Genomic DNA, 12042 nt, shown 5'->3' with positions numbered 1-12042 from the left:
GTCAGGCATGGCAGCGACAGTCAATGGTCCGGACAGCGGCCCCGATGCCCGCCGCAGGCTGTACGACGCCGCCGTGCAGGCCTTCGCCGAGAAGGGGTTCCACGGGACCACGACGCGCGACATCGCCTCAGCCGCCGGGATGAGCCCCGCGGCGCTCTACGTGCACCACCGCTCCAAGGAGGACCTGCTCCACGTCATCTCCGCGACCGGGCACGCCGAGGCGCTGTCGATCTGCCGGCGGGCGGCGGAGAGCGGGGGCTCGCCGACGGCCCAGCTCGAGCAGCTGGTCGTCGACTTCGCCCGCTTCCACTGCACCCACCACACGCTCGCGCGGATCGTGAACTACGAGCTCAGCTCGCTCTCACCCGAGCACCGTGCCGAGATCGACGCCATGCGCGACGAGATGGACGCACTCGCCCGCGGCATCGTCGAGGCCGGCGTCCGCAGCGGCGAGTTCGCCGACGCGCTGTCGGCGGTCACCGCCGCCGCGGTGCTGTCGCTGGGCATCGACATCGCGCGCTGGTACGACGCCGGGCGCGGCTGGTCGCCCGACGAGGTCGCCGAGCACTACCGGGCGCTGACCCTGCGGATGGTCGGCGCGGCCTGACTCACTCGGCGTCGGAGCCGAGCTCCAGCGTCACCGTCCGCTCGTCGCCACCGCGTACGAAGGTCACCTTGACCTTGTCCCCGGGGCGGTAGGTGCGCACCGTGGCGACCAGGTCGTCGGCGCCGTCGACGAGGTGGTCGTCGATGCGGGTGATCACGTCGCCCTGCTCGCCCGGCGTCGCCCGCGCGCGGCGTCCTCGGTGACCTCGCGGACCAGGGCGCCGACCGTGTCGGAGCTGCCGCCGTCGGGGTCGCTGACCCGGATGCCCAGGCGTGCGTGGGTCGGCTGCTCGCCGGCCTTCATCTGGTCGATGATCGGCAGGATCTCGTCCATCGGGATCGAGAAGCCCAGGCCGATCGAGCCGCTCGCCGACGAGGTGCCCGACGAGGCGGTGCGGATCGAGGAGTTGATGCCGACGACGCTGCCGGTCAGGTCGACCAGCGGCCCGCCGCTGTTGCCGGGGTTGATCGCGGCGTCGGTCTGGATCGCCGGGTAGGTCGTCGAGTTGCCCTGGTCGTCGGCCGAGCCGACGTTGACAGGGCGTCCGAGCGCGCTGACGATGCCGCTGGTGACGGTTGCGTCGAGGCCGAACGGGGAGCCGATGGCGACGACCTGCTGGCCGACCTGGAGGTTGCCGGACTTGCCGATCGTGGCGGGCGTCAGCCCCGAGACGCCCTCGGCCTTGATCACCGCGGTGTCGGTGAGCGGGTCGGTGCCGAGCACGGTGGCGTCGGCCCGCGTGCCGTCGTTGAAGGAGACGCGCAGCGGCCGCCCTCGCCGGCCCCCTCGACCACGTGCTCGTTGGTGAGGATCTGTCCGAGCTGAGGATGATGCCGGAGCCCGACCCGGCGCCACTGCTCGACGCGACGTCGATGCGCACCACCGACGGCAGCACCTTCGCGGCCACGCCCTCGACGGTCCCGTCAGCCGTCGACGAGGAGCCCTGGTCGATGACGTTGGAGGTGGTGGTGCCCCTCGAGGAGGTCTCCGCGTCGTCGTTGAGCTGGTCGTACGCCGCCGCGCCACCGAACCCGCCGAGCGTGCCGAGCACGAGCGCGGCCAGGGCGAGGCCGACGCCGCGCTTCCTGGGCCTTGGGCTCCGTGGCCCGGGGCTCCTGCGGTCGGCCCAGCGGGCCGCCGGGCGGAGGGGCGGTGAAGCCGCCGCCGTGCATCGGGGGCGGGGAGGAGGGACCTGAGCCGGCGGGGGAGGGGTGGCGCCGGTCGAGCTGTCCTGGCCGTAGAACGTGGCCGGCGGGATCGGGCGGGTCGCGGGCTCGCGCGGGTCCTGGTCGGGGCTGTGCTCGTTGCTCATGCCTCCACTGTGCCAAGCGACCCTAGGAACTCGCTGAGACGCCGCTGGGCGGTGCCGAAGAGATGGCGCGGGGGCAGGCGTACGTCGGTGGCGCGAGGCCGCGAGAAGACCCGAAATGGCCCGAGGGCCCGACCCCCTGGTGGGAGTCGGGCCCTCGGTGCCGGGGCCTGGGATCAGGCCCAACGCTCCTCGGCGGGCACGAACGTCAGCTCGCGGTCGCCGGTGTAGATCTGCTTCGGGCGAGCGATCTTCTGCTCCTTGTCGGTGATGAGCTCGTTCCACTGCGCGAGCCAGCCCGGGGTGCGGCCGATCGCGAAGAGGACGGTGAACATCTCCGGCGGGAACTGCAGCGCCTCGTAGATGAGGCCCGAGTAGAAGTCCACGTTCGGGTAGAGGCGGCGCTTGACGAAGTACTCGTCCTCGAGCGCGATCTTCTCGAGCTCCTGGGCGATCTCCAGCAGCGGGTTGACGCCCGTCACCTCGAAGACGTCGTCGCAGGCCTTCTTGATCAGCTTGGCGCGCGGGTCGTAGTTCTTGTAGACCCGGTGGCCGAAGCCCATCAGGCGCTCGTCGCCGTTCTTCACGCCCTCGATGAAGGCGGGGATGTTCTCCTTGGAGCCGATGCGCTTGAGCATCCGCAGGACGGCCTCGTTGGCGCCACCGTGCAGCGGGCCGAAGAGGGCACCGACGCCGGCCGCGACGGCCGAGTAGGGGTCGACCTGCGAGGAGCCGACGGAGCGGACCGCGTTGGTCGAGCAGTTCTGCTCGTGGTCGGCGTGCAGGATGAGCAGCACGTCGAGGGCCTTGGCGATGCGCGGGTCGGCGACGTACTTCGACTCCGACATCTTGAAAAGCATCGAGAGGAAGTTCTCGGTGTAGCTCAGGTCGTTGTCGGGGTAGACGAACGGCTTGCCCTGGGCGTGGCGGAACGACCACGCGCCCAGGGTCGGCATCTTCGCGATCATGCGGACCATCTGCATGTGGCGGTTGTCGGCGTCAGCGATGTTGACGGCCCTCGGGGTAGAACGTCGAGAGGGCTCCGACCGACGCCATCAGCATCCCCATCGGGTGCGCGTCGTACCGGAAGCCCTGGACGAACTCCTTCACGTTCTCGTGCACGAACGTGTGGTACGTGATCTCGTGGACCCAGTTCTCGTACTGCTCCTTGGTGGGCAGCTCGCCGTGGATCAGGAGGTAGGCGACCTCGAGGAAGGTCGACTTCTCGGCCAGCTGCTCGATCGGGTACCCGCGGTACTCGAGGATGCCCTTGTCGCCGTCGATGAACGTGACCGCGGAGCGGCACGAGGCGGTGTTCACGAAGCCGGGGTCGTAGGTCGCGAGACCCGGGTCGTCCTCGCCGACCCGGATCTGGCCCAGGTCCTTGGCGGCGATCGTGTTGTCAGTGATCGCGATGTCGTACTCCTGGCCGGTCCGGTTGTCACGGACGGTGAGGGAGTCGGTCGGCTTGGCCGCTACGTCTGTCACGTCGGCTCCTTGCTCGCTGTGGGCGCATGTGTGTTTGTCGTCACCAATTTATCGGCGGCCCGTCCGGACGTCACAGGCGGGTTCCTCGGAACACCTGCTCGCGGAGCCGGTCCGTGCCCGGGGCGTTGAGCCTCGGCGGGGTGACCGCAGGGTCCACACTAGACCCCTGTACGCAGGGACCCCCGCGGCGGGCAGCCGCCCGGCAGTCGCCCGGGAGCCGCCCTGGAGGCGCCCTGGAGAGCTGCCCGAAGGGCGTCGTGGACGACGTACGCCGCCTGCTTTTGACCCATGAACTCCCGCCGCGTACTCTTGCAAGTCGCGGACTCCTGCCGCGCTCTTCGTCGTGCCGTCCACCGGCCTGACGGGGGTGCAGATCCGGACGTCTCGCCCCGCCGGTCCGCCGGCAGGTCGGGTAAGCCGGGCCGTGTTCGTCAGAAGCCGCAGCACCACCACCGGTCGGACACCTTCGACCGGGCCCTACGAACGAGAAGGTTCTCGCCGTGCGCACGTACAGCCCGAAGCCCGCTGACATCCAGCGCGAGTGCACGTCATCGACGCCACCGACGTGGTCCTCGGACGTCTCTCCGTCCAGACCGCCAACCTCCTGCGTGGCAAGCACAAGCCCACGTTTGCTCCGCACATGGACATGGGTGACTTCGTCATCATCGTCAACGCGACAAGATCGCCCTTTCCGGCAACAAGAAGGTCACCAAGCTGGCCTACCGCCACTCCGGCTACCCGGGCGGTCTGACGCCACGCCGTTCGGTGAGCTGCTGGAGAAGGACGCCCGCAAGGCGATCGAGAAGGCTGTGTGGGGCATGCTCCCCAAGAACCGCCTTGGCCGCCAGATGCTCAAGAAGCTCAAGGTCTACGCCGGCCCGAGCACCCGCACCAGGCCCAGCAGGCCAAGCCGTTCGAGATCTCCCAGGTCTCGCAGTAATCTCCAAGGACGAGTGAGGATTTACCGTGGCTGAGACCACCGAGAACAACCAGACCGAGGTCGAGGAGACCTTCGAGACCAACGAGGCCGGCGTCTCCTACACCAGCGAGTCCCGCCCCGTCGGCTGACGCCCCGCTGCGTGCCGCCACCATCGCCCCGGCCGCTGGCACGGGTCGCCGCAAGGAGGCCGTCGCCCGCGTGCGCATCGTCCCCGGCACCGGCGTGTGGACCATCAACGGCCGCTCGATGGACGACTACTTCCCCAACAAGCTCCACCAGCAGATCGCGAACGAGCCGTTCGTGACCCTGGAGCTCGAGGGTCGCTTCGACGTCATCGCCCGCATCCACGGCGGCGGCATCGCCGGCCAGGCCGGCGCCCTGCGCCTCGGCGTGGCCCGCTCGCTCAACGACGTGGACCTCGAGGCCAACCGCCCGGTCCTCAAGAAGGCCGGCCTGCTGACCCGCGACGCCCGCGTCGTGGAGCGCAAGAAGGCTGGTCTCAAGAAGGCCCGCAAGGCCTCGCAGTTCAGCAAGCGCTGATCCCAGCACCACCGACACACCCCGTCGCGGCTCCGGCCGTGGCGGGGTGTTCGCGTGTCAGGGGGTGACCGCCGTGTGGCGCGATGCGCGACCGGTCGCCGGCGTCGACTAGCCTCGTGCGAATGGCACGACTCTTCGGAACTGACGGTGTACGCGGTCTGGCCAACGACACGTTGACCGCCGAGCTGGCTCTCGACCTCGCCGTCGCCGCGGCCCACGTGCTCGCGGCACGGGGTGAGTTCGAGGGACACCGACCCCTGGCGGTCGTCGGCCGGGACACCCGCATCTCCGGGCAGTTCCTCGAGGCCGCCGTGGTGGCCGGCCTGGCGTCGGCCGGTGTCGACGTCATGCTGCTCGGCGTGCTGCCCACGCCCGGCGTGGCCCACCTGACCGCCAGCCTGGGCGCCGACCTCGGCGTCATGCTCTCGGCCTCCCACAACGCGATGCCAGACAACGGCATCAAGTTCCTGGCCCGTGGTGGCAAGAAGCTCGAGGACGCCGTCGAGATCGCCATCGAGCAGCGCCTCGGCCAGGCCTGGGAGCGCCCGACCGGCGCGGCCGTCGGACGGGTGACCACGCACCCCACCGCCATGGAGGAGTACGCCGCCCACCTGGTCCGCACCATCGAGCACCCGCTCGCGGGGGTCACGGTGGTCGTCGACTGCGCCGAGGGTGCGGCCCACGCGTCGGCGCCCAAGGCGCTGGCCGACGCTGGAGCCACGGTGATCGCCATCCACGCCGACCCCGACGGCACCAACATCAACGAGAACTGCGGCTCCACCCACCTCAGCGACCTGCGCGCCGCCGTCCTCGCGCACGGCGCCGACGCCGGCTTCGGCCTCGACGGCGACGCCGACCGCTGCCTGGCGGTGGACGCCGAGGGCACGGTCGTCGACGGCGACCAGATCCTCGCCATCCTCGCGCTCGCCCTGGAGGACCAGGGCAAGCTCGCCAAGAACACCGTCGTGGCGACCGTGATGAGCAACCTCGGCTTCGTGCAGGCGATGAAGGCCCACGGCGTCGGCGTGCGCCAGACGAAGGTCGGCGACCGCTACGTGCTCGAGGCGATGAACATCTCCGGCTACAGCCTCGGTGGTGAGCAGTCGGGCCACGTGATCCTGCGCGACCACGCCACCACCGGCGACGGCACCCTGACCGCCCTGCACCTGGTGGAGCGGATGGTGACCACCGGCCTCTCCCTCAAGGAGCTGGCCGCGGTGATGGAGAAGCTGCCCCAGGTCCTGGTCAACGTGCCCGACGTCGACAAGTCGCGCGCCGACGACGACGCCGTGGTCGCGGCGGCGGTCGCCGAGGAGGAGGCCCTGCTGGGCGAGCGGGGCCGCATCCTGCTGCGCCCCTCCGGCACCGAGCCCCTCGTCCGCGTGATGGTCGAGGCGCCGACCGAGGCCGAGGCGCAGGCCGTGGCCGACCGCCTGGCGCTGGTGGTCAAGGCGCAGCTGGCGTTCTGAGCCGGGTGCGGGGGAGGGCGAACCCTCAGAGCTTGCGCAGGCGCACGTAGCGCACCGAGTGGTCGCTGTCCTTGCGCAGCACCAGGGTGGCGCGGCTGCGCGTCGGGAGCACGTTCTGCTCCAGGTTGGGGCCGTTGATCGTGTCCCAGATCCGGCGCGCCTCGTCGACCGAGGCGTCGTGGGTGAGCTGGGCGTACTTGGAGAAGTACGACGCGGGGTCGCGGAAGGCGGTCTCGCGCAGCCGCAGGAAGCGGTCGACGTACCAGTTGCGGATGTCGGAGACCGCGGCGTCGACGTAGACGGAGAAGTCGAAGAAGTCGCTGACCGCCAGGCCCGTACGACCGTCGTCGCGCACCCGGGCAGGCTGGAGGACGTTGAGACCCTCGACGATGACGATGTCGGGCCGCTTGACGACGACCTTCTCGTCGGGCACGACGTCGTACACCAGGTGCGAGTAGGTGGGAGCCTCGACCTCGTCCTTGCCCGACTTGATGTCGACGACGAACTTCAGCAGCGCGCGACGGTCGTACGACTCCGGGAACCCCTTGCGCTGGAGCAGTCCGCGGCGCTCGAGCTCGGCGTTGGGGAAGAGGAAGCCGTCGGTGGTCACCAGGGCCACGTTGGGGTGCTCGGGCCAGTGGGCGAGCATCTGCTGCAGCACGCGGGCGGTGGTGGACTTGCCGACCGCCACCGATCCGGCGATCCCGATCACGAAGGGCGTGCGCGGCGGGTACTGGTGCTGGAGGAACTCCTCCTGCTTGCGGTGCAGGTTGCCGGCGCTCTCGACGTACATCGACAGCAGCCGCGAGAGGGGCAGGTAGACCTGCTCGACCTCGTCGAGGTTGAGCGAGTCACCGAGTCCCCGGAGTCGGTGGATCTCCTCCGCGCTGAGCGGAGAACCGGTCTGTCCGGCCAACGAGGCCCAGGCCGCGCGGTCGAGCTCGACGTACGGGGATGACTCTTCCGGTGCGGGCACGCTGCATTCTTACAGCCTCCGCCGGGGGATAGACTCACCCCCATGTGCGGAATTGTGGGGTACGTGGGGGCCAAGCAGGCGCAGGACGTCGTGATCGAGGGCCTGCGCCGGCTCGAGTACCGGGGATACGACTCCGCCGGCATCGCCCTGGCCCACGAGGGCTCCGTGGTCTGGGACAAGCGGCCCGGCAAGCTCGCCAACCTCGAGGAGGCCATCGCCTCCACGCCGCTGCCCGCCTCCACCACCGGCATCGGCCACACCCGCTGGGCCACCCACGGCGCGCCGAACTACGCCAACGCCCACCCGCACCTGGGGAAGAAGGGCCGCCTGGCCGTCGTCCACAACGGCATCATCGAGAACTTCGCCCAGCTCCGTGCCGAGCTGGAGGCCGCCGGCCACGAGATGGTCTCCGAGACCGACACCGAGATCTCCGCGCACCTGCTCGAGAACGAGGTCGCCGCCGGCGCCGACCTGACCACTGCCATGCAGAACGTCTGCCGCCGCCTGGAGGGCGCCTTCACGCTGGTCGCCCTGGACGGTGCCGACCCGTCGCGCGTGGTCGCCGCGCGCCGCAACTCCCCGCTCGTGGTGGGCCTGGGTGAGGGCGAGAACTTCCTCGGCTCCGACGTCGCCGCCTTCATCGAGCACACCCGCGAGGCGCTCGAGCTGGGCCAGGACCAGGTCGTCACCATCACCCGCGAGAGCGTCGAGGTGACCGGCTTCGACGGCAGCCCCGCCGAGGGCAAGCAGTACCACGTCGACTGGGACCTGAGCGCCGCCGAGAAGGACGGCCACGACTGGTTCATGCGCAAGGAGATCTTCGAGCAGCCGCGCGCGGTCGCCGACTCGCTCCTGGGCCGCCGGGCCGCCGACGGTCGCCTCCAGCTCGACGAGATGCGCCTCGACGACGCTGAGCTGCGCGACATCGACAAGATCATCATCATCGCCGCCGGCACGTCGTACTACGCCGGCATGGTCGCCAAGTACGCCATCGAGCACTGGACCCGGATCAGCGTCGAGGTCGAGCTCGCCAGCGAGTTCCGCTACCGCGACCCGATCCTGACCCACTCGACGCTCGTCGTCGCGATCAGCCAGTCCGGCGAGACCGCCGACACCCTGCAGGCGATCCGCCACGCCCGCATGCAGCGTTCGAAGGTGCTGGCCATCTGCAACACCAACGGCTCGACGATCCCGCGCGAGTCCGACGGCGTCATCTACACGCACGCCGGGCCCGAGATCGGCGTCGCCTCCACCAAGGGCTACGTCACCCAGCTGGTGGCCTGCTACCTGCTGGCGCTCTACCTGGCGCAGGTGAAGGGCACGCTCTTCGGCGACGAGATCAACAACGTCATGGACCAGCTCGACGACATGCCCGGCCACCTCGAGACCGTGCTCTCGCAGGCCGAGAACGTCTACGACTTCGCGCGTGCCCACGTCGACACCACCTCGGTGCTCTTCCTCGGGCGTCACGCCGGCTACCCGGTGGCGCTCGAGGGTGCGCTCAAGCTCAAGGAGCTGGCCTACATCCACGCCGAGGGCTTCGCCGCCGGTGAGCTCAAGCACGGCCCGATCGCGCTGATCGACGAGGGCCTGCCCGTCTTCTGCATCGTGCCGCCGCGCGGCCGCGACCAGCTGCACGACAAGATGCTGTCGGGCATCCAGGAGGTGCGGGCCCGCGGGGCGCGCACCATCTGCCTGGCCGAGGTCGACGACGACACCATCGAGCCCTACGCCGACACCCTGATCCGGCTGCCGAAGGTGCCGGTGCTGCTCCAGCCGCTGGTGGCGGTCATCCCGCTGCAGCTCTTCGCCTGCGAGCTGGCCACCGCCATGGGCAACGACGTCGACCAGCCGCGCAACCTGGCCAAGTCCGTCACGGTCGAGTGACGCAGGTCTGAGCGCAGGCCCGGGAGGCAGCCATGGCCGTGATCGGGGTGGGGATCGACGTCGCCGACGTCGCCCGGTTCGGTGAGTCGCTGGAGCGTACGCCCGGACTGCGGGCCCGGCTCTTCACGCCGAGCGAGGCGGGGCGGCCGCTGGCCTCGCTGGCCGCACGCTTCGCGGCCAAGGAGGCGCTCGCCAAGGCGTTGGGCGCCCCGGTCGGGATGGCGTGGCACGACGCCGAGATCATCTCGGAGGAGACCGGCCGCCCGCGCTTCGAGATCCGCGGCACCGTGGCCCAGCGGGCAGCCGAGCTGGGGGTCGACCGGGTCCACGTCTCGCTCTCGCACGACGCCGGGATCGCCTCGGCGATGGTGGTCCTGGAGGGCTGAGCCCGCTGCCGGGAGTCAGCCGAACCAGTGCAGCTCACGGCCGTGGCCGTGGGTGTGCGCGACGGCTCGTCCGTCGACCCCGAGCACGAAGTGCAGGTCGGGCTCCGGGCCGGTCCGGGTGACCGACGGCAGCACGCTCCCGGACTCGTTGCTCACCCAGTGGCAGGCCCCAGAGGCCACCAGGTCGCGCATCATCGTGTCGAAGCGCTCCCGGTCGGCGGGCTCGAGGTAGGCGATCACCGCGGTGTGGAAGACCACGACGGTGCCGTGGGCGCCGGCCCGGGCCACCAGGTCGGGCAGCTCGTCGAGCAGGTTGCCCTGCACCAGCTGTGGCGGGTCGTCCTGCGCCACCCGGATCGCCTGGGCGAGGCGGCGCAACCGCTCGTCCTGCTCGGGCCACACCAGCTGGGCCAACCAGGCCATCGCGCCGGGGTCGGTGACGTCGAGCGGGTTGAGGTCGACGCCTCCGCGCCACGCCACCTCCGGCAGCGAGTCGGGCAGCGGTGCGGCACCGTCCACCCGGCACGGCAGCCGCGGCTCGTCACCCAGCTCGACGGTGCCCTCAGCCGTCTCCCAGGCGTACCCCCAGCGGTCGGGGAAGAGGTTGAGCCCGGCAGCGGCCCCCACCTCGAGCAGCGCCAACGGGCCCTCGAAGCCGGCGAAGGCGGGGAGCAGCGTGGCCAGTCGACCGACCTCGTTGGTCTGGGTGGCCCGGGCCATGACGGTGGCGCGGATGCTGCCGTCGTCGAGCAGCAGCGCCTCGCGCAGGGCGGCGTACGGGCCGGGGGCAGGGACGCCGTGCCAGCGCGCGGCGGCGAAGACCAGGTTGGGCTGCTGCTTGATCCCCGGCAGCGTCTCCAGCCAGGCCACCAGCTCGGGGTCCTCGGCGGCGGCCCGGGCCCACGAGGAGAACGTGGGCGAGTCGCTGGCCTCCTCCGCGAACTGGCGGTAGGCCGAGGGAACGTCGAGATGGGGGTCCATCTGTCGACCGTAGCGGGTGACCGCCGATGGCTACGCTGGGCCCATGCGCCGTGCCCACACCGTCGAGCAGGTCCGAGCCGCCGAGCAGCCGCTGCTCGAGACCCAGCCGCACGGCGCCCTGATGGCGCGAGCCGCGACCGGGCTGGCCGTGGCGGTGACCGCCGAGCTGCACCGGCGTCGGGGCGCGACGTACGGCGCCCGGGTGCTGCTGCTGGTGGGGCCCGGCAACAACGGCGGGGACGCGCTGCACGCCGGCGCCTGGCTGGCGCGACGCGGCGTCGCGGTGCGCGCGGTGGCGCTCGGACCGGCGCTGCACCCCGAGGGACTGGCGGCCTTCACCGGGGCCGGTGGTCGAGTCGTCGCGCTCGCCGAGGCCTTGCGGTTCCACGCCGACCTGGTGCTCGACGGCATCGTGGGGATCGGTGGCTCGCCGGGGCTGCGCCCGGACGCGGCGGCAGCACTCGAGGCCCTGAGCGGTGTCCCCGTCGTCGCCGTCGACCTGCCCTCGGGCGTCGACGTCGACACCGGCGAGACCCCGCTGCCCCACGTCGAGGCGGCGCTCACGGTCACCTTCGGCACGCACAAGGTGGCCACCCTGGTCGACCCCGCCGCTCGCGCCTGCGGCCGTGTCGAGCTCGTCGACATCGGCCTCGAGCTGCCCGCGCCCGCCCTCGAGGCCCTGGAGGCGTACGACGTGGCCCGGCTGCTCCCGGTGCCGGGGGCGACGGCGCACAAGTACACCCGCGGCGTCGTCGGCGTCCGAGCCGGGTCGTCGACCTATCCGGGGGCCGCGCTGCTCTGCGTCGCCGGGGCCAGCTCGGGCATGGCCGGGATGGTCCGTTTCGTCGGCCCCGACGCGGTGGCCGACCGGGTGCGCGGCCACTTCCCCGAGGTCGTGGGCCCCGGGCGGGTGCAGGCGTGGGCGGTGGGCTCGGGCGGCGACGCCGACGCGGAGGCGATGCTGCGCGACGCGCTCGCCGACGACGTGCCGGTCGTGGTCGACGCCGACGCCCTGGCCCACCTGCACCACAGCGGCTCCACGCCGCGCCACCGGATGGTCCTCACCCCGCACGCCGGCGAGCTCGCGGCGCTGGTGGGGGAGTCCCGCGAGGAGGTCGAGGCCGCGCCGCTGCGCCATGCCCGCCGGATCGCCGGCCACTGGCAGGCGGTCGTGCTGCTCAAGGGGGCGCGCACGCTGGTCGTGCATCCCGACGGGCGGGCCCGGGTCAACACCACCGGGACGCCGTGGCTGGCCACCGCCGGCTCGGGCGACGTGCTCACCGGACTGGTCGGGTCGCTGCTGGCGAGTGGGCTGGACCCCTTCGACGCGGCCTCGGTCGGCGCCTGGCTGCACGGCGAGGCGGGCTCCCGGGCAGCCGAGTCCGGTCCTGTGGTCGCCACCACGATCGCGCGCCACCTGACGGGGATCATCGGCGAAGTCACCCACCGGATGTGACAA

General features: G+C 71.4%; 10 protein-coding genes and 3 pseudogenes. 8 read left to right on the top strand and 5 right to left on the bottom strand.

The annotated features are described in order from the left end of the window. Positions 1–7: 7 nt before the first annotated feature. A complete protein-coding gene (locus tag E2C04_RS13770; protein WP_135833026.1) occupies positions 8–607 on the top strand; it encodes a TetR/AcrR family transcriptional regulator in 600 nt (199 codons plus the stop codon). Between the two features lies 1 nt (position 608). On the opposite strand, the gene E2C04_RS20165 is transcribed toward E2C04_RS13770, so the two are convergent. Both E2C04_RS20165 and E2C04_RS20160 read right to left on the bottom strand, forming a co-directional pair. Continuing rightward, positions 609–764, bottom strand: a complete 156-nt coding sequence (locus E2C04_RS20165; protein ID WP_238694303.1) for a PDZ domain-containing protein — start codon at positions 762–764, stop codon at positions 609–611. Continuing rightward, on the bottom strand, positions 761–1330 hold the full coding sequence (locus tag E2C04_RS20160) for a S1C family serine protease (RefSeq protein WP_238694302.1): 570 nt from the start codon (positions 1328–1330) through the stop codon (positions 761–763). The genes E2C04_RS20165 and E2C04_RS20160 overlap by 4 nt, the downstream gene beginning before the upstream one ends. A gap of 71 nt (positions 1331–1401) precedes the next feature. On the opposite strand from E2C04_RS20160, the gene E2C04_RS20155 reads away from it, so the two are divergent. Then, positions 1402–1803: a hypothetical protein gene (locus tag E2C04_RS20155; protein WP_238694301.1), complete on the top strand. Its 402-nt coding sequence runs from the start codon at positions 1402–1404 to the stop codon at positions 1801–1803. A gap of 289 nt (positions 1804–2092) precedes the next feature. Here E2C04_RS20155 and E2C04_RS13760 read toward each other — a convergent pair. Further along, positions 2093–3404 (bottom strand): annotated as a pseudogene (locus tag E2C04_RS13760) (citrate synthase). A gap of 500 nt (positions 3405–3904) precedes the next feature. Here E2C04_RS13760 and rplM point away from each other — a divergent pair. From rplM to glmM, 3 genes and pseudogenes are all read left to right on the top strand, one after another. Further along, positions 3905–4344, top strand: a pseudogene (rplM, locus tag E2C04_RS13755) (50S ribosomal protein L13). Between the two features lie 138 nt (positions 4345–4482). After that, positions 4483–4884: pseudogene (gene rpsI, locus E2C04_RS13750) on the top strand (30S ribosomal protein S9); the annotation flags it as partial. A 122-nt stretch (positions 4885–5006) separates the two neighbouring features. Next, positions 5007–6353: a phosphoglucosamine mutase gene (gene glmM / locus E2C04_RS13745; RefSeq protein ID WP_135833024.1), complete on the top strand. Its 1347-nt coding sequence runs from the start codon at positions 5007–5009 to the stop codon at positions 6351–6353. A 25-nt stretch (positions 6354–6378) separates the two neighbouring features. Here the strand turns inward: glmM and coaA are convergent, their stop codons facing one another. Next, positions 6379–7329 carry a type I pantothenate kinase gene (gene coaA / locus E2C04_RS13740; RefSeq protein WP_135833023.1) on the bottom strand — a complete coding sequence of 317 codons (951 nt, stop codon included), beginning with the start codon at positions 7327–7329 and terminating at the stop codon, positions 6379–6381. A gap of 42 nt (positions 7330–7371) precedes the next feature. Between coaA and glmS the strand changes: the two genes are divergently transcribed. Further along, a complete protein-coding gene (glmS, locus tag E2C04_RS13735) occupies positions 7372–9216 on the top strand; it encodes a glutamine--fructose-6-phosphate transaminase (isomerizing) (protein ID WP_135833022.1) in 1845 nt (614 codons plus the stop codon). A 32-nt stretch (positions 9217–9248) separates the two neighbouring features. Next, on the top strand, positions 9249–9602 hold the full coding sequence (locus E2C04_RS13730; protein WP_135833021.1) for a holo-ACP synthase: 354 nt from the start codon (positions 9249–9251) through the stop codon (positions 9600–9602). 15 nt (positions 9603–9617) lie between these two features. Here E2C04_RS13730 and E2C04_RS13725 read toward each other — a convergent pair whose 3' ends face one another. After that, positions 9618–10583, bottom strand: a complete 966-nt coding sequence (locus E2C04_RS13725; RefSeq protein WP_135833020.1) for a DUF2332 domain-containing protein — start codon at positions 10581–10583, stop codon at positions 9618–9620. Positions 10584–10626: 43 nt separating this feature from the next. Between E2C04_RS13725 and E2C04_RS13720 the strand changes: the two genes are divergently transcribed. Next, on the top strand, positions 10627–12039 hold the full coding sequence (locus E2C04_RS13720) for an NAD(P)H-hydrate dehydratase (RefSeq protein ID WP_135833019.1): 1413 nt from the start codon (positions 10627–10629) through the stop codon (positions 12037–12039). Positions 12040–12042 lie beyond the last annotated feature (3 nt).

This window comes from Nocardioides daphniae (assembly GCF_004777465.1).
Lineage (GTDB): Bacteria > Actinomycetota > Actinomycetes > Propionibacteriales > Nocardioidaceae > Nocardioides > Nocardioides daphniae.
The sequence above is the reverse complement of the archived record's forward strand: the minus strand, read 5'-3'. Positions and strand labels throughout refer to the sequence as shown.